General features: G+C 68.5%; 17 protein-coding genes, 1 tRNA gene, 3 pseudogenes and 1 riboswitch. Of the genes and pseudogenes, 20 read left to right on the top strand and 1 reads right to left on the bottom strand.

Annotation, left to right across the window (positions count from 1 at the left end; genetic code table 11):
- Positions 1 to 104 precede the first annotated feature (104 nt).
- Positions 105 to 884, top strand: coding sequence for an SDR family oxidoreductase (locus tag JHW48_RS15440; protein WP_119886000.1), 780 nt, complete (start codon positions 105 to 107; stop codon positions 882 to 884).
- A gap of 95 nt (positions 885 to 979) precedes the next feature.
- Positions 980 to 2,050, top strand: coding sequence for an ABC transporter ATP-binding protein (locus JHW48_RS15435; RefSeq protein ID WP_119886021.1), 1,071 nt, complete (start codon positions 980 to 982; stop codon positions 2,048 to 2,050).
- On the opposite strand, the gene JHW48_RS15430 is transcribed toward JHW48_RS15435, so the two are convergent.
- Complete coding sequence (locus tag JHW48_RS15430; protein WP_147388084.1) at positions 2,051 to 3,820, bottom strand: glycosyltransferase family protein; 1,770 nt, start codon at positions 3,818 to 3,820, stop codon at positions 2,051 to 2,053. It abuts the gene before it with no gap.
- 58 nt (positions 3,821 to 3,878) lie between these two features.
- Positions 3,879 to 3,970: riboswitch (glycine riboswitch) on the top strand.
- 148 nt (positions 3,971 to 4,118) lie between these two features.
- On the opposite strand from JHW48_RS15430, the gene gcvT reads away from it, so the two are divergent.
- The 18 genes and pseudogenes from gcvT (at position 4,119) to JHW48_RS15340 (ending at position 23,691) form a co-directional block, all read left to right on the top strand.
- Positions 4,119 to 5,234 (top strand): glycine cleavage system aminomethyltransferase GcvT, encoded by a 1,116-nt coding sequence (gene gcvT, locus JHW48_RS15425; protein ID WP_119886002.1) that lies wholly within the window; start codon positions 4,119 to 4,121, stop codon positions 5,232 to 5,234.
- A 10-nt stretch (positions 5,235 to 5,244) separates the two neighbouring features.
- Entirely contained in the window at positions 5,245 to 5,601 is a 357-nt protein-coding gene (gene gcvH / locus JHW48_RS15420) for a glycine cleavage system protein GcvH (protein ID WP_205961895.1), read from the top strand.
- A gap of 135 nt (positions 5,602 to 5,736) precedes the next feature.
- Positions 5,737 to 8,571 (top strand): aminomethyl-transferring glycine dehydrogenase, encoded by a 2,835-nt coding sequence (gcvP, locus tag JHW48_RS15415; protein ID WP_119886004.1) that lies wholly within the window; start codon positions 5,737 to 5,739, stop codon positions 8,569 to 8,571.
- 58 nt (positions 8,572 to 8,629) lie between these two features.
- Positions 8,630 to 8,705 (top strand) — tRNA-Ala (locus JHW48_RS15410).
- Positions 8,706 to 8,880: 175 nt separating this feature from the next.
- Positions 8,881 to 9,177 carry a hypothetical protein gene (locus JHW48_RS15405; protein WP_272835653.1) on the top strand — a complete coding sequence of 99 codons (297 nt, stop codon included), beginning with the start codon at positions 8,881 to 8,883 and terminating at the stop codon, positions 9,175 to 9,177.
- Between the two features lie 26 nt (positions 9,178 to 9,203).
- Positions 9,204 to 10,430, top strand: a pseudogene (locus tag JHW48_RS15400) (IS3 family transposase).
- A gap of 175 nt (positions 10,431 to 10,605) precedes the next feature.
- Positions 10,606 to 10,717, top strand: a pseudogene (locus tag JHW48_RS15395) (transposase); the annotation flags it as partial.
- 344 nt (positions 10,718 to 11,061) lie between these two features.
- Positions 11,062 to 11,585, top strand: a pseudogene (locus JHW48_RS15390) (IS5-like element ISPaes2 family transposase); the annotation flags it as partial.
- A gap of 109 nt (positions 11,586 to 11,694) precedes the next feature.
- Positions 11,695 to 12,441 carry a FadR/GntR family transcriptional regulator gene (locus JHW48_RS15385; RefSeq protein ID WP_119886006.1) on the top strand — a complete coding sequence of 249 codons (747 nt, stop codon included), beginning with the start codon at positions 11,695 to 11,697 and terminating at the stop codon, positions 12,439 to 12,441.
- Positions 12,431 to 13,438: an ABC transporter ATP-binding protein gene (locus JHW48_RS15380; protein WP_119886007.1), complete on the top strand. Its 1,008-nt coding sequence runs from the start codon at positions 12,431 to 12,433 to the stop codon at positions 13,436 to 13,438. The genes JHW48_RS15385 and JHW48_RS15380 overlap by 11 nt, the downstream gene beginning before the upstream one ends.
- On the top strand, positions 13,435 to 14,487 hold the full coding sequence (locus tag JHW48_RS15375; protein WP_119886008.1) for an ABC transporter ATP-binding protein: 1,053 nt from the start codon (positions 13,435 to 13,437) through the stop codon (positions 14,485 to 14,487). The genes JHW48_RS15380 and JHW48_RS15375 overlap by 4 nt, the downstream gene beginning before the upstream one ends.
- Before the next feature lie 29 nt (positions 14,488 to 14,516).
- Complete coding sequence (locus tag JHW48_RS15370; RefSeq protein ID WP_119886009.1) at positions 14,517 to 16,022, top strand: ABC transporter substrate-binding protein; 1,506 nt, start codon at positions 14,517 to 14,519, stop codon at positions 16,020 to 16,022.
- A 69-nt stretch (positions 16,023 to 16,091) separates the two neighbouring features.
- Complete coding sequence (locus JHW48_RS15365; protein ID WP_119886010.1) at positions 16,092 to 17,039, top strand: ABC transporter permease; 948 nt, start codon at positions 16,092 to 16,094, stop codon at positions 17,037 to 17,039.
- Positions 17,036 to 17,917, top strand: a complete 882-nt coding sequence (locus JHW48_RS15360) for an ABC transporter permease (protein WP_119886011.1) — start codon at positions 17,036 to 17,038, stop codon at positions 17,915 to 17,917. The genes JHW48_RS15365 and JHW48_RS15360 overlap by 4 nt, the downstream gene beginning before the upstream one ends.
- The gene (locus tag JHW48_RS15355) at positions 17,917 to 19,662 is read left to right on the top strand and encodes a gamma-glutamyltransferase family protein (RefSeq protein WP_170152276.1); all 1,746 of its coding nucleotides are present in this window, start codon (positions 17,917 to 17,919) and stop codon (positions 19,660 to 19,662) included. Before JHW48_RS15360 ends, JHW48_RS15355 begins: the two co-directional genes overlap by 1 nt.
- A gap of 86 nt (positions 19,663 to 19,748) precedes the next feature.
- Positions 19,749 to 20,435: a superoxide dismutase gene (locus tag JHW48_RS15350; RefSeq protein ID WP_119886012.1), complete on the top strand. Its 687-nt coding sequence runs from the start codon at positions 19,749 to 19,751 to the stop codon at positions 20,433 to 20,435.
- Positions 20,436 to 20,574: 139 nt separating this feature from the next.
- The gene (locus JHW48_RS15345; protein WP_119886013.1) at positions 20,575 to 22,083 is read left to right on the top strand and encodes a M81 family metallopeptidase; all 1,509 of its coding nucleotides are present in this window, start codon (positions 20,575 to 20,577) and stop codon (positions 22,081 to 22,083) included.
- A gap of 42 nt (positions 22,084 to 22,125) precedes the next feature.
- Positions 22,126 to 23,691 carry an ABC transporter substrate-binding protein gene (locus JHW48_RS15340; RefSeq protein ID WP_119886014.1) on the top strand — a complete coding sequence of 522 codons (1,566 nt, stop codon included), beginning with the start codon at positions 22,126 to 22,128 and terminating at the stop codon, positions 23,689 to 23,691.
- Positions 23,692 to 23,726 lie beyond the last annotated feature (35 nt).

Below are 23,726 nucleotides of genomic sequence, written 5' to 3'. Positions count from 1 at the left end.
CCTCGCCCGCCGCGGGGCCTTGCCCCGCCGCACCCGGCCCCCGGCATTTGACAAACCGGCCGCCGCCGCGTCTTCTGCCCTCCGAACGGTCACAGGAGGGTGCGATGGATCTGGGTATCGGCGGCAAGAGGGGGCTGGTCTGCGCGGCCTCGAAGGGGTTGGGGCGCGGCTGCGCCGAGGCCTTGGCGGCGGCGGGCGTCAACCTGGTCATCAACGCCCGCACCGAGGCCGAGATCACCCGCACCGCCCATGAGATCGCCGAGCGCCACGGCGTCGAGGTCACCCCGGTCGCGGCCGACATCACCACCGAGGAGGGCCGCGCCCGCGTGCTGGACGCGGTGGGTCATGCCGACATCCTGGTCACCAATGCGGGCGGCCCGCCGCCGGGCGACTGGCGGGACTGGTCGCGCGAGGATTTCATCCGTGCGATCGACGCCAACATGCTGTCGGCGGTGGCGCTGATGCAGGCCCTGGTGCCGGGGATGATGGACCGGGGCTGGGGGCGGGTGGTGAACATCACCTCGGCCTCGGTGCGTTCGCCGGTCAATGTGCTGGGGCTGTCGAACACGGCGCGGACCGGGCTGACGGGGTTCGTCGCGGGCATGTCGCGGCAGGTGGCGGGCAAGGGCGTCTGCGTGAACAACCTGCTGCCCGGCATCCATGCCACCGACCGCGCCGACAGCCTGGATGGCGGCGTCGCCAAGGCCCAGGGGATCAGCGTCGATCAGGCCCGTGCGCAGCGCCAGGCGACCATCCCCACCGGCACCTATGGCACGGCCGAGGATTTCGGCGCCGCCTGCGCCTTTCTGTGCAGCAGCCAGGCGCGCTTCATCGTCGGGCAGAACCTGATGCTGGACGGCGGCGCGCTGAACACGACGATCTGAGCGGGGGGCGCGGTTGCGGCGGGGGGGCGGCCCTGATAGGCATACCCGACCAAAACCCACCGAGATCGCCCGTGACCCTGACGCCCGCCCCCACGATGCCGCGCCTGGACGTCCAGGGGCTGACGCGCCGCTTCGACGGCCATGCGGTCGTCCGCGATGTCAGCTTCCAGGTCCAGGCGGGGCAGGTCGCCTGCCTGCTGGGGCCGTCGGGCTGCGGCAAATCGACCACCCTGCGCATCGTCGCGGGCGTCGACATCCAGGACAGCGGGCGCATCCTGGTGGACGGCCGGCTGATCTGCGACGGGCGCACGCGGGTGCCGCCCGAACGGCGCGGCATCGGGCTGATGTTCCAGGATTTCGCCCTGTTCCCCCATCTGCCCGTGCGCGAGAACGTGGCCTTCGGCCTGGCGGGCGGCTGGAAGGCCAATCGCGACCGTGTGGCCGAGCTGCTGGACCGGGTGCGAATGACGCGCCATATCGACAGCTATCCGCACGAGCTGTCGGGCGGCGAACAGCAGCGCATCGCCCTGGCCCGCGCCTTGGCGCCGCGGCCGGGCGTGCTGCTGATGGACGAACCCTTCAGCGGCCTGGACGAACGCCTGCGCGACGGCATCCGCGACGAGACCCTGGCCCTGCTGAAGGAGGAGGGCACCGCCGTCCTGCTGGTCACGCATGAGCCGCATGAGGCGATGCGCATGGCCGACCAGATCCTGCTGATGCGGGACGGGCGGATCGTGCAGCAGGGGGCGCCCTACAATCTGTACAACGCGCCGGTGGACCGGCAGGCGGCGGGTTTCTTCAGCGATATCAATGTGCTGACCGGGCGGGTGCAGGGGGCGCTGACGGATACGCCCTTTGGCCAGTTCCTGACCCCCGGCCTGCCCGACGGGGCCGAGGTCGACATCGTCATCCGCCCCCAGCACCTGAAGATCGACTTCGACCGCGCCGGGCAGGGGCCCGCGCCCACGCCCGAAAACGGCACGGCGGCCTTGGCGCGGGTGCGGCGCGCGCGCTATCTGGGCCGGGAATCGCTGGTGGAATTCGCCACGGACGAAGGCGCGATCACGCTGAATGCCACGGTGCCGGGCGTGTTCCTGCCGCCCGAGGGCACGCCGATGTGGCTGATGCTGCGGCGCGACCGGGTGCTGGTCTTTCCGCGCGGCTGATCAATCCTGCCGCGTGGCCCGGCGGTAATCGGCCAGCAGATGCGACAGGTGCAGCCGCCGCCCCGCCGGATCGCCCAGCCCCGCACAGAGCCGACGGCAGCGTTCGGACATCCGCCGGCAGTCATCGGGGTGATCGGCGGCCCAGGCCAGCCGCGCCTCCAGGTCCGATCCGTCCTCCGCCATCGGGATCACATGGGTCCAGGGCTGAAAGAGGCCGGTGACGAAGCTTTCCCACCCGTCCTGCTGGCGGATCACGGTGGCGTGGCCGAAGGCCAGCGGCAGCAGGTCGGCATCGCCCTCGGACCCCGACAGGCACAGATGCAGCCGCCCGGCCCGCGGGGGCGCGCAGGGGACGGGCGCGGTCAGCCCGGCCCCGGCCAGCGCCCGGTCGCGGCGCGGATCGGCCAGCAGCGCCAGGTCCAGCGCCGGATCGGCGGCGCGCTCCGCGAGGAACCGCCAGCGCGGGCCGCGGGTCACCGCCCCACGGGCGGCCGCGTCGCCGGGATCGGCCAGCAGCGCGGTCACGGCGGCCTCGGCCGTCAGGCGGCTGATCGGGTCATGGCCCGACAGGGTGCCGCGCCAGACCACCGCTGCGTCGCGGGCGGCAGGGCTGGGACTGGTGCTGCCGGGAAAGCCGCGATTGCCGATCCGGTGATGCCAGGGCGCGGGCCACAGGAACAGGTTCTGCGCCCCCTTGCGGCGCAGCCCGGCGATCAGCGGAGCATGGGCGGGATCGTCCGGCCCGCTGCCCGCGAAGGTCGCGGGCCGCATGTCCAGCCAATAGAGCCCCTCGCGCGCGATCCCCGCGATGTCATTGGCCACAGCCGCCGGGCGCAGCAGGCCGGGGCGCTGCGAATCCAGGTGAAAGCGCCCGTCCGGCCCGCGCCGCAGCGGCATGACGCGCCCGCCCGCATCGCGCATCACCCCCTCGGTCAGGTCCAGGCACAGGGCCTGGTCATGCGGCGCGCGCGTGGCGGCGCGGCGCAGCAGCAACGCGGGCCGCGCCAGCCGCGCTAAGCGACGGGCCAGCCGGTCGCGGCGCGCGGGGTCCTGATCGGCGCCCGGCAGCGGCGCATCCAGCATCCGCGCCCCCCGGGGCAGGTTCCGCAGCCGCGCCCGGCGCACCCCCGCGCCGGGCAGGTCGGGGATGCGGGGCAGGTCGAACCAAGGCGACAGGGCGCGGCGGTAATCCTCCGGGGTGGCGTGGTCGATGTCGATCTCGAGGAATTCGGGGCGGTCGCCGAAATGGCGGCGCGCGGCGGTCAGATGCGCCTCCCAATCCGCCGCCCACAGATCGGCCAGATCGCCCAGGGCCACGCCCCGGTCCGCCGCCACGCTGCGGGCGTAATCGCCGTCGCGATGCAGATAGCGGCTGGCGATCCAGTCCTCGACCCGGCGGGTGTTCAGCAGGAAGACCGCGCCCGGGTAATGCGCGTCCAGCAGGGCGAAGTCGCGGAAGGCCTCGATCACCGGCATGTTCAGGAAGCGCACCGATTCCATGTCGGTGAAGGCCGTGATCCGGTCGGCCCATCGCGCCAGGGGCTTGGCGCCCGTCAGCCTGGCATAGGCGATGTCGTCGGCCAGCGCGCCCTCCAGCCAATGGGCGGCGGGGATGGCGTTCATGTCGAACAGCCGCGCGATGAAGGTGGTGCCGCATTTGTTGAAGCCGATCTGGAAGAACTTGGCCCTGCATTCCGGCCCCTTGGCCTTCCGGGCGCGACCTTGGGCCGGGGCGGCGGGGCCTGTCAACCGCCGGTCGGGTCGCGGCACTTCAGGCGCCGTTTGCGACAAAGGTCTTGCCTCGGGGGCGGGCTGGCGGTACGCCTGCAGGTGGAATTCGGGAGACGCCGGCGCATCGCGCCGGGGCCGAAGGAGAAGCCGCCCCGGCAAGCTCTCAGGCGAAAGGACCGTTCTCCGCAAGAACTCTGGAGAGTGGCGCGCTGCGCCCGCCGAAGGGATAACGATCTCAGGCGCCCGGGACCGGGCAGGGACAGAGGGGGCATCGACGTGCGGGACATCGGTCCCGTCCAACCGATGCCGGCTGCCCGGCTGACCCGCAGGAGGGCCCATGGCCGACACGACCCGACGGACCGGACTGTATGATCTGCATGTGGAGCTTGGGGGCCGGATGGTGCCCTTTGCCGGATGGGAGATGCCCGTCCAGTTCCCCATGGGCGTCATGACCGAGCATCTGCACACCCGCGCCAAGGCCGGGCTGTTCGACGTCAGCCACATGGGCCAGGTGCTGGTCGCGCCCGAGGGCGGCGACATGGCCCGCGCCGCCGCCGCGCTGGAGACGCTGATCCCCGCCGATGTGGCGGGCCTGGCGCCGGGGCGCCAGCGTTACGGGCTGTTCACCAATGACCAGGGCGGGATCCTCGACGACCTGATGTTCGCCAATCGCGGGGATCATTTCCTGCTGGTGGTGAACGCGGCCTGCGCGGAACAGGACATCGCCCATCTGCAGACCCTGTCGGGCGTCACGGTGACGCCGGTGCGTGATCGCGGGCTGCTGGCGCTGCAGGGGCCGCAGGCGGAGGCGGCGCTGGCGCGGCTGGTGCCGGACGTGGCCGACATGCGCTTCATGGACAGCACGGCGCTGGATTGGGACGGGGCCCAGCTGTGGGTCTCGCGTTCGGGCTATACGGGCGAGGACGGGTTCGAGATCTCGGTCCCCGAGGCGCGGTTGGCGGATTTCGCCCGTGCGCTGCTGGATCAGCCCGAGGTGGCGCCGATCGGTCTGGGCGCGCGCGACAGCCTGCGGCTGGAGGCGGGGATGCCGCTTTACGGCCATGACATGGACGCGGGCGTGACGCCCGCGCAGGCGGCGCTCGGCTGGTCGATCCCCAGGGTCCGCCGCAATGGCGGCGCGCGGGCGGGCGGGTTTCCGGGCGCCGAGGTGATCCTGGCCGAGCTGGCTGCGCCTGCGGTCACGCGCCAGGGCCTGCGCCCCGAGGGCCGCGCGCCGATCCGCGAGGGCGTGGCGCTGTTTTCCGAGGATGGCGCGCCCATCGGCACGGTCAGCTCCGGCGGGTTCGGGCCGTCTGTCGGTGGGCCGGTCGCCATGGCGCGCATTCCTAAAGACATTCCCGAAGGCGCCACGGTTATGGCCGAGCTGCGCGGCAAGCGCCTGCCCCTGACCGTCTGCGCCCTGCCTTTTGTCACCCCCTCCTACAAACGCTGAGGATGTCATGCTGAAATATACCGAAGACCATGAATGGCTGCGCGCCGAGGGCGACGAGATCGTCGTGGGGATCACGAAGCATGCCAGCGAGCAGCTGGGCGACGTGGTCTTTGTCGAGCTGCCCGAGGAGGGCCGCGAGGTCGAGGCCGGCGAGGAGATCGTGGTGATCGAATCGGTCAAGGCGGCGTCCGACATCGTGGCGCCCGTGTCGGGCACGATCACGGCGGTGAACGCGCCCCTGGCCGATGCGCCGGGCGACGTGAACGGCGATCCGATGGCGGCCTGGTTCTTTCGCATCAAGCCTGCGGATGCGGGCGCGATGGACGGGTTCATGGACGAAGATGCCTACAAGGCGCTGATCGGCTGAGGTCGGTTCGGGGGGATGGCCCGGGGGTTTCACCCGTCGGCCAGCGGTTCTTGAACCGATGGCGAACCGCTGACCGACCCCCAAGGGTATTTGGACAACGAAGAAGAGGGGCCCGCGCGCCCCGATGGAGGCGTGATGAGCCGCTGGACCGCGAGTGACTACAACCCCGACGATTTCGCCAATCGCCGTCATATCGGGCCCTCGCCCGCCGAGATGGAGGCGATGCTGAAGGCCGTGGGCGCCGACAGCCTGGATCAGCTGATCGAGCAGACCGTGCCCGCCGCCATCCGCCAGGATGACGTGCTGGACTGGCCCGCCCTGTCCGAGGCCGGGCTGATCGCGCGGATGCGCGAGGTCGCGGCGAAGAACCGGGTGATGACCAGCCTGATCGGGCAGGGCTATTACGGGACTGTCACGCCGCCCGCGATCCAGCGCAACATCCTGGAGAACCCGGCCTGGTACACGGCCTATACCCCCTATCAGCCCGAGATCGCGCAGGGGCGGCTGGAGGCGCTGCTGAACTTCCAGACCATGGTCGCGGATCTGACCGGGCTGCCGGTGGCCAATGCCTCGCTGCTGGACGAGGCGACGGCGGCGGCCGAGGCGATGGCCATGGCCCGGCGGCAGTCGAAGTCCAAGGCGGATGCGTTCTTTGTCGCTCATGACCTGCATCCGCAGACCATCAGCGTGATCGAGACGCGGGCCGCGCCCTTGGGCATCCGCATCGTCAAGGGCTCGGTCGACGATCTGGTGGCCGATCAGGTCTTCGGCGCGATCTTCCAGTATCCCGGCACCTATGGCCATATCCGCGACCTGTCCCCCGAGATCGAGGCGCTGCATGCCACGGGCGCCTTGGCCGTGGTGGCGACGGATCTGCTGGCCCTGTGCCTGCTGCGCGAGCCGGGCGCGATGGGGGCCGATATCGCAGTGGGCTCGGCGCAGCGCTTCGGCGTGCCCATGGGCTATGGCGGGCCGCATGCGGGCTTCATGTCCTGCCGCGATGCGCTGAAGCGCGCCATGCCGGGGCGGATCGTGGGCGTCAGCGTCGATGCGGCGGGCAATCCCGCCCTGCGCTTGGCCTTGCAGACGCGGGAACAGCATATCCGCCGCGAGAAGGCGACCAGCAATGTCTGCACCGCGCAGGCGCTGCTGGCCGTGATGGCGGGGTTCTATGCGGTGTTCCACGGGCCGGTGGGCCTGCGCGCCATCGCGCAGCGGGTGCATCTGCATGCGGTGACGGTGGCCGATGCGCTGCGCGCCGCCGGGGCCGAGGTCGCGCCGGATGCGTTCTTCGACACGATCACCGTCAAGGTGGGGGTGGGCCAGCAGGGGATCATGGCCGCCGCCCGGCACCGGGGCATCAACCTGCGCCGCGTGGGCCGCGACCGCGTCGGCATCAGCGTGGACGAGACGACCGATGCGGGCGTCATCACCCGCCTGCTGGACGCCTTCGGGATCACCGATGCGGCACCGGTTGCGACCGCGCCGTCGATCCCCGAGGCGCTGCTGCGGGAAAGCGACTATCTGACCCATCCGGTCTTTCACATGAACCGGGCGGAATCCGAGATGATGCGCTATATGCGCCGCCTGTCGGACCGGGATCTGGCGCTGGACCGGGCGATGATCCCCCTGGGCTCCTGCACGATGAAGCTGAATGCCGCGGCCGAGATGATGCCCATCACCTGGCCCGAATTCGGCGCGCTGCATCCCTTTGCGCCCCATGACCAGGCAGCGGGCTATCACGAGGCCATCGCGGACCTGACCGAGAAGCTCTGCCGCATCACCGGCTATGACGCCTTCTCGATGCAGCCCAACAGCGGCGCACAGGGGGAATATGCGGGGCTGCTGACCATCGCCGCCTATCACCGCTCGCGCGGGGAGGAACGCGACATCTGCCTGATCCCGGTCAGCGCGCATGGCACCAACCCGGCGACCGCGCAGATGTGCGGGATGCAGGTCGTCGTGGTGAAATCCGCCCCGAACGGCGATATCGACTTGGAGGATTTCGCCGACAAGGCTGCCAAGGCGGGAGACCGGCTTGCGGCGGCGATGATCACCTATCCCTCGACCCATGGCGTCTTCGAGGACACGGTGCGGCAGGTCTGCGACATCACGCATCAGCATGGCGGTCAGGTCTATATCGACGGCGCCAACATGAACGCGCTGGTCGGTCTGGTGAAGCCAGGCGAGATCGGCGGCGATGTCAGCCACCTGAACCTGCACAAGACCTTCGCCATCCCGCATGGCGGCGGCGGTCCCGGCATGGGGCCGATCGGGGTCAAGGCGCATCTGGCGCCCTTCCTGCCCGGCGATCCGCAGACGGGCGAGGGCGCGGTGGCGGCGGCGCCTTATGGCTCGGCCTCGATCCTGCTGATTTCCTGGGCCTATTGCCTGATGATGGGCGGCGAGGGGCTGACCCAGGCCACCCGCGTGGCGATCCTGAACGCGAACTATATCGCCGCACGGCTGGCGGGGGCCTATCCGATCCTGTTCATGGGCAATCGGGGCCGGGTGGCGCATGAATGCATCATCGACACGCGGCCCTTCGCGGCCCATGGCGTGAGTGTGGACGACATCGCCAAGCGGCTGATCGACAACGGCTTTCACGCCCCCACGATGAGCTGGCCGGTCAGCGGCACATTGATGGTCGAGCCCACGGAGAGCGAGACCAAGGCCGAGATCGACCGCTTCATCACCGCCCTGATGGCCATCCGCGACGAGATCACCGAGGTGGCCGAGGGCCGCATCGCCGCCGATCAGAGCCCGCTGCGCCACGCCCCCCACACGGTCGAGGATCTGGTCCGCGATTGGGACCGCCCCTATTCGCGCGAGCAGGGCTGTTTCCCGGCGGGTGCCTTCCGGGTCGACAAGTACTGGCCGCCGGTGGGCCGGGTGGATAACGCCCATGGCGACCGCAACCTGATCTGCACCTGCCCGCCCTTGGAGGATTACGCCACCGCGGCCCAGTGACCCCCGCGTCGCGGCGTCTTGACAAAGACGCCGCGACCGTTAAACCACATGCCCAAGTGGGGTCGTAGCTCAGTTGGTAGAGCGCGTCGTTCGCAATGACGAGGTCAGGGGTTCGATTCCCCTCGGCTCCACCAAATCAAGTGCAGTTTATTGACACTTTTCAATTGGTTAGGTGGGCAAGAAAAGTAGCCGCCCTACGGCCTACCCCACCCCGCAATTGATATTGTGCTGGAAGTTATAGGACGATGGCGCTGCGCCTGAGAGCCTAAACCTCTACCCAACACACTGACAAAAGCCGACAAAAATTGCTTGCGCCGTATCGCCCACGACTGCTGGTCGCCGAGGCGGTTGCTGATCAGTCTGGCGCCGAAAGCAGTCCTCTCGCTTGCTGCCGAACAGCAGCTGGGCGCAACCACTTGGACGATAGCTCCAAGCTTAGCGCTGTGTGCTCGGCAGAACATCCGCCTTGGATATCTTCAGCAGGTCGTCGAAAGCTTCTCTATACGCTTTTCTCATGTCGTGTGCTTCATTGGGAGGGTCGTGATCGAAGTCAGACGCGACAATGCATTTAACCTGCCACGGGATTTTTCCTCCATCTACGATTAGAGTCCGGCCCATGGAGAGGACGGACGATGAAGAAGGCACGACTGACGGAAGAGCAGATTATTGGCATCTTGCAGGAGCATGAGGCGGGGGCAAAGTGTGCTGACCTGTGCCGCAAGCACGGGATGTCGGAGGGCACGTTCTACGCTTGGAAGGCGAAGTATTCCGGGATGACAGTGTCAGAGGCCAAGCGGCTGAAGGCGCTTGAGGAGTGAGCCTGCGAACGCCACCGGTCCGAGAGAGCAGGCGAACAACGCCAAGCTGAAGAAGTTGCTGGCCGAGCAGATGCTCGACATGGCGGCGATGAAGGAACTCTTGTCAAAAAATGGTGACGCCCGCCGTGAAGCGCGAGGCTGTCGCGCATCTGAAGGCCCATCTCGGGCTATCGGAACGGCGGGCGTGCGAGATTGCGGGCGCGGATCGCAAGATGGTGCGCTACCAGTCGCAGCGTGCGCCTGACACGGCCCTGCGCAGTCGGTTGCGTGATCTGGCCATGAGAGTCGACGGTTCGGTTACCGGCGGCTCTTCGTCCTGCTCAGGCGGGAGGGCGAGGCGTCGGGGATCAACCGCATCTACCGGCTCTACCGCGAGGAAGGGTTAACGGTGCGTAAACGCGAAGCGCGCCGCAAGGCCCTTGGCACAAGGGCCCCGATCCTGATCGAGGCACGGGCCAATGCCCGTTGGTCGCTCGATTTCGTTCATGACCAGTTCGCCTGCAGGCGGCGGTTCCGCATCCTGAATGTGGTCGATGATGTCACCCGGGAATGCCTGGCGGCGATCCCGGACACGTCGATCTCGGGCCGCCGCATGGTCCGGGAGCTGGCGGCACTGATCGAACGCCGCGGCAGGCCAGAAATGATCGTTTCAGACAACGGGACCGAACTGACTTCAAACGCGATCTTGAAGTGGTGCGCCGAGCATAAGGTCGAATGGCACTACATCGCGCCGGGCAAACCCATGCGAGACACGGCTTCGTGGAAAGCTTCAACGGCAGGATGCGGGTCGAGTTTCTCAACGAGACCCTGTTTCGCAACCTGGCCCATGCCCGTGATCTGATCGCGGCTTGGGTGACCGACTACAACACCGCGCGGCCCCACTCGGCCCTCGGCTACCAGACCCCCGCAGGCTTTGCCCTGCACCTGACCACCGCAATCGCCCGTCCCGCTGCACGCGATGAGGGTTCCGCGCGCCGGGCGATTGCTCAACCCACGCCGAAAGGCGTAAATCAGCTACCGGCTCCGGTCGCGGCTGGATGAAAGTTCAGTGGCAGGTCAGACCCGCGCTTCACCTACCGCGGCGAGGATGTGGTCCGGATACTGGAACGGGTCTGTGCCCAAGTCGGCTACCCCAGTAAGCTACTCCCCGAGAATCGGACAGTGACGGGAGCTACGATCTGACGTTTGCTGGTCTCCAAGAACGAGGAGATCAGAAATGCGGAAACGCAGAAACCATGACGCGGGCTTTAAGGCGCGTGTTGCGCTGGAAGCATTGAAGGGCGAGCGCACTGTGTCGGAGCTGGCCGCCGAATACGGCGTGCATCCGACGATGATCCATCAGTGGAGCGAGCCATAGTCCGCCATCGGTTCCAGGAGCGGACAGACATGTCTGCGGCGAGCGCGCTGCTCGACGGTGCGGCGGATATCTTCGAGCGGGGAGCCGAAAGCCAGCGGAGGCGGACGAAGAGACGGTTCGGTTGCTGCATGCCAAGATCGGAGAGCTGGCTGTCGCCAACGATTTTTTGTCACGAAAGCTCAAGCCGTGGACCGGCACGTGATGAGGCATTGGAACGCTACTGATCCGAGAGACAACGCCGGACGGGATGATTGAGCGGGGCCATCCGGCGTTGTCGGTCAGTGCGCAGTGCCGCCTGCGGTCGATTTTGCGCTCGGCCTTGCCGCCGAGAGCGCCGAGCACAAGACGATCATGATTGACGCGACCTATCTCACGGCACACCGCACGGCCTCGAGCCTTGGGGTGAAAAAGGGGGGCGCGGGCGCCAGATCGGGCGCACCAAAGGCGGTATGAACACCAAGTTGCACGCTGTCGCCGATGCGAAGGGGCGGCCGATCGGGTTCTTCATGTCGGCCGGCCAGGTTAGCGATTACACCGGCGCGGCGGCGCTGCTGGGCAGCCTGCCGAAGGCTGAGTGGCTTCTGGCCGACAGGGGCTACGACGCTGATTGGTTCAGAGACGCTTTGAAAGACAAGGGGATAAAGGTTTGCATCCCCGGACGGAGGTCCCGCAAGAAGGTCGTCAAATACGACAAGCGGCGTTACAAAAGGCGTAACCGCATCGAAATCATGTTCGGACGTCTGAAGGACTGGAGGCGCGTCGCAACCCGTTATGACCGCTGCCCGGAAACGTTCTTCTCAGCGATCATGCTCGCCGCAACCGTCTTGTTCTGGCTGTGAAACTTAATGAGTCTGGAGCCTAAGGGAAAAGTCACATCGCCGTGGTTTTTCACATGGACGTGTTCAAAAAGGCTTGATCCGGGCGGTGTGTGAACCTTAGGCTGAACCAATGATGAATGGTTCGGACCATCTGACCGGCGACATGCCCGCCCAGCCCGCCGATTTCTCGGCCGTCGCGCTGGAACGGGTGCGGGCGCTGCTGGCCGCGCCGGACATGGAGGCGGGCGCGCAGCTGCCCCCCGAACGCGACCTGGCCGCGCAGCTGGGCGTCGGGCGCCGCGCCGTCCGTCGCGCGCTGGAGGTGCTGGAGGCCGAGGGCCGCGTCTGGCGCCGCCAGGGCGCGGGCACCTTTGCCGGGCCGCCGCCCGGGCCGCGCGCCGCCCATCACCGCCAGCTGCCCGCCACGCCCGCCACCCTGCTGCATGTCATCGAATCGCGCCTGGCGCTGGAGCCGTCGCTGGCGCGCATGGCCGCCGCGCGCGCCACGCCCGAGGTGCTGCGCCGCATCGCCACCTGCATCGACCGGATCGAGACCGCCCCCGATGTCGATGCCGCCGACCTGTGGGACAGCGCCCTGCACCGCGAGATCGCGCAGGCCACGGGCAATCCGCTGCTGCTGGTCCTGTTCGACCGAATCAACGCCTGGCGGCATGACCAAGGCATCCGGCAGCTGCGGATGCGGGCACGGGTGCGCACCGGCACCGGCCATGCCCAGGACGACCATCGCCGCATCCTGGATGCGATGCGCCGGGCCGATGCCCCGGCCGCGGGGGCCGCGATGCGCGACCACCTGACCGAGCTGCACGCGATCTTTCTGCGCTATAGCCAAGAGGAGCTGACCGCCGATGACGGCTGACACCCCCGTTCTGGACCTGCGCGAGCTGTCCATCCGCTTCAAGGGCCAGCCGATCGACCTGATCGACCGGGTCAGCCTGTCGATCCGCCCGGGCCGCACCCTGGCGCTGGTCGGCGAATCGGGCTGCGGGAAATCGGTGACCTCGCTGGCCGCGATGGGGCTGCTGCCGAAGAAGGCCGCCACCGTGACCCATGGCCAGGTGCTGTTCCGGGGTGAGGATCTGGGCGCCAAGACCGTCACCCAGATGGAGGCGCTGCGCGGCAACCGCATGGCGATGATCTTTCAGGAGCCGATGACCAGCCTGAACCCGGTCTTCACCATCGGCGATCAGGTGGCCGAGGCCGTGCGCCGCCATCGCGGCTGTTCCCGCGACGCCGCGCGCGCCCGCGCCTTGGAGATGTTCCGCCTGGTCCGCATGCCCGCGGCCGAAAAGCGCATGGACGATTATCCCCACCAGCTGTCGGGGGGCATGCGTCAGCGGGTGATGATCGCCATGGCGCTGGCCAATGATCCCGAACTGCTGATCGCGGATGAACCCACCACCGCGCTGGACGTGACCATCCAGGCCCAGATCCTGGACCTGATGCGCGAATTGCTGGCGGAAACCGGCGCTGCCATGCTGATGATCACCCATGATCTGGGCGTTGTGGCTGAGATCGCCGACGATGTGGCCGTCATGTATGCGGGCCGCGTGGTGGAAACCGGCCCGGTCGGCGCGATCTTCGGCGATCCCCAGCATCCCTACACGATCGGGCTGATGGGCTCGATGCCGGCGCTGGCGGGGCGCGCGCAGGGGGCCTCGCGGCTGATGACCATTCCGGGATCGGTCCCCGTCCCCGAGGCGATGCCGCCGGGCTGCCGTTTCGCCTCGCGCTGCCCCTTCGCCAGCGGCGAATGCGATGCGGGGCGGCCCGATCTGCGCGCGCTTGGCCCCGGCCATGCCGCCGCCTGCATCAAGGCCCCGCTGGAGGCGCATTTCGCGAAAGGTGCCGCATGAGCGATCCGATCCTGACCACCACCGCGCTGGAAAAGCGATTCACCTCGGGCAAGGGGATCATCGGCAAGCCGACCGTGATCCACGCCGTCAACGGCGTCAGCCTGTCGGTGGAACGCGGCGAAACCTTCGCCATCGTCGGCGAATCGGGCTGCGGGAAATCGACGCTGGCGCGGTTGCTGCTGCGCCTGCTGGAACCGACCGAAGGGACCGTCACCTATGACGGGCAGGACCTGACCGGCCTTTCCGCCGCCCGGATGCGCAAGCTGCGGGCCGAGATGCAGTTCATCTTTCAGGACCCGTTTTCCTCGCTGAACCCGCGCATGACGGTCGAGACCATCGTGGGCGAGCCGCTGCTGGTCCATTCCACCCTGTCGCGCAAGGAACGCCGGGCACGGGTCGCGGATCTGCTGACCAAGGTGGGGCTGCGGCCCGACCATGCCGACCGTTATCCGCATGAATTCTCGGGCGGGCAGCGCCAGCGCATCTGCGTGGCCCGCGCGCTGGCCTCCGGGCCCAAGCTGCTGATCGGGGACGAGCCGGTATCCGCGCTGGACGTGTCGGTGCAGGCCCAGATCGTCAACCTGCTGGAGGATCTGAAGGACGATTTCGGCCTGACGCTGATCATCATCGCGCATGACCTGTCGGTGATCCGCCACATGGCCGACCGCGTGGCCGTCATGTATCTGGGCGAGGTGGTCGAACTGGCCGCGACCGAGGACTTGTATTCGACGCCGCGCCATCCCTATACGCGGGCGCTGCTGTCCGCGATCCCGGTGCCCAGCCCCGGCGGGCGGGGCCAGATCGCGCATCTGGGCGGCGACATCCCCTCGCCCGCCAATCCGCCCCCGGGCTGCAAGTTCCACACCCGTTGCCCCCATGCGACCGAGATCTGCCGCACCACCCGCCCCGTGCTGGAGGAGGGGACGGCGCATCAGACCGCCTGCCATCACTGGCGCGACCTGCCGACCCTGTCGGAACCCGCGCCGACCCCCGAACGCAGCCCTGCCACGGCGGCGCGCTTCGCGCTCTGGCGCGAACATTCCACCTGAACAACCAAGAAACCAACCGGGAGACGATAATGAGAATCAAGACCTTCATGGCGACGCTGCTGACCACGGTGGCATTCGGGGGCATGGCCGCCGCGCAGGATCTGCGGATCGGGCTGAACGAGGATCCCGATTTCCTGGACCCCGCGCAGTCGCGGACCTTCGTGTCCTCGCTGGTCTATGAATCGCTCTGCAACCGGCTGTTCAACACGAATACCGATATGGAGATCATCCCCGAACTGGCCACCGAATGGGACTGGTCGGATGACGGGCTGACGCTGGTGCTGCAACTGCGCGAGGGCGTGGTCCATCACGACGGCACCCCCTTCAACGCCGACAGCGCGCGCCGCGTGCTGGAACGCAACATGACCCTGCCGCAATCCTCGCGCCGGTCGGAACTGACCTCGATCGAGGGCGTCGAGGCCACGGGCGAACACGAGCTGACCATCACGCTGAACGCCCCCGACGTGACCCTGCTGGCGCAGCTGGCCCACCATGCGGGCCGGATGTATTCGCCCGACGCGGCCGAGCCCGCCGCCGAACGCTTTGGCCAGGCGCCGGTCTGCACCGGCCCCTATCAGTTCGCCGAACGGGTCGAGGGCGACCGGATCGTGCTGACCAAGTTCGCCGATCACTGGGAGGCCGACGAATATCAATATGACCGCGTGATCTATCAGCCGATCCCCGACACGACCGTGCGTCTGGCCAATGTCCGTTCGGGCGATCTGGACATCATCGAACGCACCGCGCCGTCAGACGTGCCGCAGATCCAGGGCGACGGCAGCCTGCAGCTGTTCGAGATCGCCAATATCGGCTATCAGGGCATCACCATCAATGTGGGCAACGGCTCGCGCGCGGAAGGGCCTCTGGGATCGGATGCGCGGGTGCGCCAGGCGCTGTCGCTGGCCATCGACCGCGAGGCGCTGAACCAGGTCGTCTTCGAGGGCCAGTATGTGCCAGGCAACCAATGGGCCGCGCCGGGCACCACCTGGTATGACGAGCGCGACCCGCTGCCCGCCCGCGACGTGGATCGCGCCCGCGAACTCTTGGCCGAGGCCGGGGTGGACACGCCCCTGCGCATCGAGATGCAGGTCGGCAACAGCCCCGTCGCCATGCAGCAGGCGCAGGTCGTCCAGGCCATGGCGGCCGAGGCGGGCTTCGACATCAGCCTGCGCGCGACCGAATTCGCCACGCTGCTGTCGGAGAACGCGGCGGGCAATTTCGACATGTCCCAGCAGGGCTGGTCGGGCCGCATCGACCCCGATGCCAACATCCACCCCTTCGTCAGCTGCGAAGGCGGCAATAACGACCAGAAATACTGCAACGAGGAGGTCGACGCCCTGCTGGCCCAGGCCCGCGCCGAACCGGATCCGGAGGCCCGCAAGGCGCTCTATGACCAGACGCGCGAGATCCTGGCCGAGGATCTGCCGATCATCTACCTCTATCACATCAAGTATTTCTTCACGATGCGCCAAGGGATCGAAGGGTTCGAACCCTATGCCGACGGCATCATCCGCCTGCGCGGCGTCAGCGGCTGATCCGTCCCTGAACGCCTGCGCCCGGGGCTCCGTCCGGGCGCAGGCACCCCCTAGCCAAACGAGGCCGCCATGACGCGTTACATCCTGAACCGGGTGCTGGTCGCGATCCCCACGCTGCTCTTGGTCACGATCTTCGTGTTCATGCTGCAAAAGCTGCTGCCCGGCGATCCGATCCTGGTGCTGGCGGGCGAGGATCGCGACCCCGAGACCATCGCCATGCTGCGCGAGCAGTACCGCATGAACGATCCCCTGATCATGCAATATCTCTATTGGCTGGGCGACGTGATGCGCGGCGATCTGGGCACCTCGCTGCGCACCGGCCTGCCGGTGACCGAACTGATCGCGCAGAAGCTGCCGGTGACGATCCAGCTGGCGGTGATGTCGATGATCTTCGCCATGGTGATCGGCATTCCCGCGGGCGTCATGTCGGCGGTGAAGAAGGGCACCTTCTGGGACTATCTGGCCAATATCGTGGCGCTGTCTGGCCTGTCCGTGCCGAATTTCTGGTTGGGGATCATGCTGATCCTGCTGGTCTCGGTCAATCTGGGCTGGCTGCCGGCCTCGGGCTACGAAAGCCCCTGGGTCGATCCGGTGCGCAGCTTCCAGACCATGCTGATGCCGTCGATCGTGCTGGGCACGGCGCTGGCCGCGACGCTGATGCGGCATACGCGATCATCCATGCTGGGCGTGCTGCAGGCCGATTACGTCCGCACCGCCCGCGCCAAGGGTCTGCGCGAAAAGACCGTGATCCGCCGCCATGCCTTCCGCAACGCGCTGCTGCCGGTCATCACGCTCTCGGCGGTGATGTTCGGGGAACTCTTGGCGGGCGCGGTGCTGACCGAGCAGATCTTCACCATCCCGGGTTTCGGCAAGATGGTGGTCGATGCGGTCTTCAACCGCGATTACGCCGTGGTCCAGGGCGTGGTGCTGGTCACCGCGACGGGCTTCATCCTGATCAACCTGTTGGCGGACATCCTCTATGTCCTGCTGAACCCACGCATGAGGGCCGCGATATGAGCGATGCCGTGATCGCCACCCCCGCAGCCCCCGTCGTGGCCCCGCGCCGCCAGAGCCGCGCTTGGGGCAAGCTGAAACGCAACCGCAGCGCCATGGTCGGCGGGATCTTCGTGCTGTTCTTCGTGGCTCTGGCGGTGCTGGCGCCGGTCCTGCCGATCCCGAACCCGGCGGCGACCGATTGGGGCAAGATCCGCCTCGCGCCCAATGCCGAACATTGGCTGGGCACGGACGAGATCGGGCGCGATATCCTGTCGCGGATGATCTGGGGGGCGCGGGCCTCGCTGATGGCGGGCGTCGTGTCGGTCCTGATCGCGCTGGCGGTGGGCGTGCCTTTGGGCGTGCTGGCGGGCTATTTCGGCGGCTGGACGGACCAGATCATCGCGCGGGCGACGGATGCGCTCTTGGCCATGCCCTTCCTGATCCTGGCCATCGCGCTGGCGGCATTCCTGGGCCCAAGCCTGACCAATGCCATGATCGCCATCGGCCTGTCGGCGGTGCCGGTCTTCGTACGCCTGACGCGCGGACAGGTCATGTCCGTCAAGACCGAGGACCATGTCGAGGGCGCCCGCGCCATCGGCCTGGGCCATCTGCGGATCATGACCCGCTATATCCTGCCCAATGTCTTTCCGCCGATCCTTGTGCAGGCCACGCTGACCATCGCCACCGCGATCATCGCCGAGGCCTCGCTGTCCTTCCTGGGCCTGGGCCAGCAGCCGCCCGCGCCCAGCTGGGGGTCGATGCTGGCCACGGCCAAGAACTTTCTGTCGCAGGCACCGTGGATGGCCATCTGGCCGGGGGCCGCGATCTTCCTTGTCGTGATGGGCTTCAACCTGCTGGGCGATGGCCTGCGCGACGCACTCGACCCGAAAGAGACCTGATGACCGGCGCAATCGCATCCACCCATCACCTGGCGACCGAGGCCGGGGCCGACATCCTGCGCGCGGGCGGCAACGCCTTCGACGCCGCCGTGGCCGCGGGGCTGGCCCTTCAGGTGGTGGAACCGCATCTGAACGGCCCCGGCGGCGATCTGCCCGCGATCCTGTGGAAGGACGGGCGGGCGACGGTCCTCTGTGCGCAAGGCCCCGCGCCCGCGGCGGCCACCATCGACCATTACCGGGCCGAGGGGCTGACCCTGATCCCCGGCAACGGCCTGCTGGCGACCGTCATTCCGGGCGCCTTCGACGGCTGGATGCTGATGCTGCGCGATCACGGCACGATGGAGCTGGCGGAGATCATGGCCCCCGCCATCCGTCTGGCCGCCGACGGCCATCCGATCCTGGACCGCGCGGCGGATGCCATCGCGGGTCTGGGCGCGTTCTTCAACGAACACTGGCCGTCATCCGCAGCGGTCTGGATGCCGGGGGGGCGGGCCCCGGCCAAGGGCGGGCTGTTCGCCAACCCCGACCTGGCCGCGACCTGGCGGCGGATCGCCGCGTCGCAGGGCCCCACGCGCGAGGCGCGGATCAACGCGGCGCGCGACGCTTTCTATCGCGGCTTCGTCGCCGAACGCATCGGCGCCTTCATGGCCGAGGCGCCGCTGATGGACGAAAGCGGTCGGCCCCATCGCGGCGTGCTGACCGCCGATGACATGGCGGGATACCGGGCGCATCACGAGGCCCCGGTGACGCTGGAACAGGACGGCTGGACCATCGCCAAGACCGGGCCTTGGGGGCAGGGGCCGGTCCTGCTGCAGGCGCTGGCGATGCTGGCGGGCGACGATCTGGCGGCGATGGACCCAACGGGCCCCGATTTCGCCCATCTGGTGGTCGAGGCGCTGAAGCTCTCCATGGCCGACCGCGAGGCCTATTACGCCGATCCCGACCGCGTCGCCGTGCCGATGGAGGCGCTGCTGTCGCCCGCCTATGCGGCCCTCCGGCGCGCGGCGATCGGGGGCCGCGCCGATCTGACCCTGCGCCCGGGCATCCTGCCGGGCCATGACGCGCAGGTGGCGCAGGTCCGCGCGATGCTGGACCGGCTCAGCCTGCCCGAGGGCGCGGTCTACGAGCCGACCATGGCGCATCTGTCGGATGCGCCGCGCGGCGACACGGTGCATCTGGACGTGATCGACCGGTGGGGGAACATGGTGTCCGCCACGCCTTCGGGCGGCTGGCTGCAAAGCTCGCCCATCGTGCCGGGCCTGGGGTTCTGCCTGAATTCACGGGCGCAGATGTTCTGGCTGGACAGGGATGCGCCCTGCGCGCTGGCGCCGGGCAAGCGGCCGCGCACGACCCTGTCCCCCAGCCTGGCATGGCACAAGGACGGGCGGCGCATCAGCTTCGGCACGCCCGGCGGCGATCAGCAGGATCAGTGGCAGCTGCTGTTCTGGCTGCGCCACGCCCATCAGGGCATGGATCTGCAGCGGGCGATGGACGCGCCGATGTTCCACATCACGCATATGCCGTCCTCGTTCCATCCGCGCACCCGCGCGCCCGGCGGCGTGGTGGCCGAGGAAAGCCTGCCCCCCGCCACCCTGACCGCGCTGGAGGATCGGGGCCACGCCCTGACCCGCGCCCCCGCGGGCAGCCTCGGTCGCCTGACGGCGGCGGCGCGCGGGGCGGAGGGCGCGTTGACGGCCGCGGCCACGACCCGCACCGCGCATGGCCGGGCAATCGTGATCGACTGACGGGGCGGTTTGCCGCCTTTCCGGGCGCGGCGGTGGAACGATGCCGCGCCCGGCCCGTTGGACCCGGCAACCAACGAGGTACCCCGATGCGTAACACGCTTGCCGTTCTCGCCCTCTGCACGATGCCCGCCGCGGCGCTGGCCCAGCAGGAAGGCCCCTTCTCGCTGCCCGAACTGCCCTATGGCTATGACGCGCTGGAACCGGTGATCGATGCCGAGACGATGGAGCTGCATCACAGCCGCCACCACCAGTCCTTCATCGACAACCTGAATTCCGCCGTGGCCGATGGCGACATCGCCGAGGATGCCCAAGTCGAGGACCTGCTGGCCAGCGCCAGCACCCAGACCGACCGCGTCCGCAACAGCGCCGGCGGCCATTGGAACCACACCTTCTTCTGGGAGCTGATGGCCCCCGAGGGCGAGCGCGGCGAGATGTCGTCCGAGCTGTCCGAGGCGATCACCGCCGTCTTCGGATCGGAGGATGACTTCCGCAGCGCCTTCGAACAGGCCGGCGCGGGCCAGTTCGGGTCGGGCTGGGCCTGGCTGATCGTGGATGATGCGGGCCAGCTGCAGGTCACCTCGACCCCGAACCAGGACAATCCGCTGATGGACGTGGCCGAGGTTCAGGGCACGCCGATCCTGGGCAATGACGTGTGGGAACACGCCTATTACCTGACCTACAACAACCGCCGGGGCGATTATCTGGAGACCTGGTGGGATGTCGTGAACTGGGACCAGGTGTCGGAAAACTACGCGGCCGCACTGGCCGAGTGATCGATTGATGATCACGGACGACGCGCGTCCCCCGGGGCGCGCGTCTTTTCATGCGCGGTCCCGATGCCGGACGTTGACAGGGCGAAGACGCGACGCTTAGTCTCGGCATGCAATGCAACCGTATCGGACAGCAATACACATGCCCCGTCCCGCCCGCCGCGTCGCCCTTGCCGGCTTTGTCCATGAAAGCAATTCCTTCGCCCCCAGCCCGGCGGACATTCAGGCATTCCTGCAGGGCGGCGGCTATCTGCCGCTGAGCCGGGGCGCGCAGATCATCGACCGGGCCCGCGACGTGAACCTGCCCGTGGCCGGCGCCTTGGCCGCGGCGCGCGAACGGGGCTGGGACCTGCTGCCGGTGATCTGGGCGGGGGCGGTGCCCTCGGCGCCGGTGACGGCGGACTGCTACCGCGCGATCACGGATGAGCTGGTCGAGGGGCTGGCCGCCTTGGGCCCGCTGGACGGGGTGTTTCTGGACCTGCACGGCGCGATGGTGGCCGAGGGCGCGCCCGATGGGGAGGGCAGGCTGCTGGCCCGGGTGCGCGCGGCGGTGGGGCCCGACGTGCCGGTGGTGGCCGCGCTGGACCTGCACGGCAATATCAGCGCCCAGATGGTCGAGGCCGCCGACCAGATGGAGGGGTTCCGCACCTATCCCCATGTCGACATGGCGCTGACCGGCCGCAGGGCCGCGGCGGCGCTGGACCGGCTGATGGGCGGCGCGCGCCCGGCCAAGGCCTTTCGCCAGCTGGATTTCCTGATCCCCATCGCCTGGCAGGCGACATCGACCGAACCCGCGGCGGGGATCTATGCCCTGCTGGAGGAGGCCGAGGCCCAAGGCGTCGGCGCATCGGTCTTCATGGGCTTTCCGGCGGCGGATGTGGCCGATTGCGGGCCCTCGGTCATCGCCTATGCCGATGATGCGGCAATGGCCGATGCCTGGGCCGACCGGCTGGCCCGGGCCGTCGCCGATGCCGAACCCGCCTTCCGGGGGGAATGCCTGACCCCGGATCAGGGCGTGGCCCGCGCCATGGCCGCGCCGCGCGGGCCGGTGGTGCTGGTGGACACCCAGGACAATCCCGGCGCGGGGGGCGATTCCGACACGACGGGCATGCTGCGCGCGCTGGTCGCGGCGGATGCGCGCGATGCGGCGATCGGGCTGATCGTCGATCCCGCCGCCGCGGCCGAGGCGCATCGCGCGGGGCAGGGGGCGGTGATCGACCTGGCCTTGGGCGGCCGCTCCGGCGTCGCGGGCGACGCGCCCTTCGCCGCATCCTTCACCGTCGAGGCGCTGTCGGACGGGCGCTGCCATGCGACCGGCCCCTATTATGGCGGCGCGCATCTGGATCTGGGGCCCTGCGCCTGTCTGCGGATCGGGGGCGTGCGCATCGCCGTCGCCTCGGAAAAGGCGCAGATGGCCGACCGCCGGATGTTCGGATTCCTGGGCATCGTCCCCGAGGATCAGGCGATCCTGGTCGTCAAGAGCTCGAACCATTTCCGCGCCGATTTCGCGCCCATCGCGGCGGATATCCTGACCTGCGCCGCGCCCGGGCCGATGCCCGTCAGCCCGGCCGGCCTGCCCTTCCGCCATCTTCGCCCCGGCATCCGGCTGGAACCCGGCGGCCCGACCTTCACGCCCCCCGCGCAAGGCTGACGCCAAGATCGCCCCGCGGATCCGTTCAACAGAGAGGACATCATGTTCAACAGACTGACTGCGACGTTCCTTGCCTCGACCATGCTGACCGGCGCGGCCTGGGCCGAGACCACCATCACCGCCGTGATGCATTCGGGCCTGCGCGTGCTGGACCCGATCATCACCACCGCCCATATCAGCCGCAACCACGCCTACATGATCTATGACGTGCTGGTGGCGCAGGACAGCGACTTCCAGCCGCAGCCGCAGATGGCCGACTGGACCACCTCCGACGACGGGCTGATCTGGACCTTCACCCTGCGCGAGGGGCTGGTCTTCCATGACGGCGAACCCGTCACGGCCGCCGATGCGGTCGCGTCCCTGAACCGGTGGGCGCAGCGCGATGCGGGCGGTCAGGTCATCATGGACCGCACCGAGAGCCTGGAGGCCACGGACGACCGCACCATCACCTGGACGCTGAGCGAGCCCTTCGTGCCGATGCTGGACGTGCTGTCCAAGCAATCCGCCATCCCGCCCTTCATCATGCCCGCCCGCGTGGCGGAAACCCCCGCCGACGAGGCGATCACCGAATATGTCGGCTCGGGCCCCTTCACCTTCAACGAGGCCGAATTCCAGCCCGGCCTGAAGGTCGTCTATGAGAAATTCGAGGATTACGTCCCCCGCGACGAGCCCGCCTCCTGGATGGCGGGCGGCAAGGTGGTGAATGTGGACCGCGTCGAATGGGTCAACATGCCCGACGTGCAGACCGCCGTGAACGCGCTGTCCAGCGGCGAGATCGACTATATCGAGGCGATGCAGGTCGACCTGATCCCCCTGCTGGAGGGTGATCCCGACATCGTGGTGGAGACGCGCGAGCCGACCGGCATGCAGACCATGACGCGGATGAACTTCCTGCACCCGCCCTTCGACAACCCCCAGATCCGCCAGGCCGCGCTGAAGGCCGTCACGCAGGAACCGATCCTGGCCGCGATGGTCGGCAATCCCGAATACTATCAGGTCTGCGGCGCGGTGCTGGGCTGCGGCACGCCGCTGGAAAGCGATGGCGGGGCCGAGACCCTGGTCCAGGGCGGCGGCGCGGACGAGGCCCGCGCCCTGCTGGAGGAGGCGGGCTATGACGGCACCCCCGTCGTCATCATGGCACCGACCGATCTGGTCGCCTTGGTGACCCAGCCCGTGGTCGTGTCCCAGATGCTGCGCGAGGCGGGCTTCACCGTCGACATGCAGCCGATGGACTGGCAGACGCTGGTGACGCGCCGCGCGAGCCAAGCGGCCCCTGCGGATGGCGGCTGGAACATCTTCATCACCAACTGGATGGTGCCCGAGATCTCGAACCCGATCTCGAACCCGATGCTCAGCGGGCGGGGCGATGACGCCTGGTTCGGCTGGCCCACCGACGAGGCGATCGAGGCGCTGAAGGAGGACTATATCGACGCCGAGACGCCCGAGGCGCAGGCCGAGGTCGCGGCCCGCATCCAGGATCACGCGCTGGAGAACGGCCTGCTGATCCCTCTGGGCCAATACACCCTGCCGCAGGCCCGCCGCACCACGATCACCGACATGATCGACAGCCCGGTCCCGGTCTTCTGGGGCATCACCAAGTCCGAGTGACGATCAGGGGGCGGCCCCGTGCCGCCCCGCCGACC

It is taken from the genome of Paracoccus aestuarii, assembly GCF_028553885.1.
Taxonomy (GTDB): Bacteria; Pseudomonadota; Alphaproteobacteria; order Rhodobacterales; family Rhodobacteraceae; genus Paracoccus; species Paracoccus aestuarii.
Note: the sequence above shows the minus strand (reverse complement) of the source record. Positions and strands in the feature narration are given on the sequence as shown.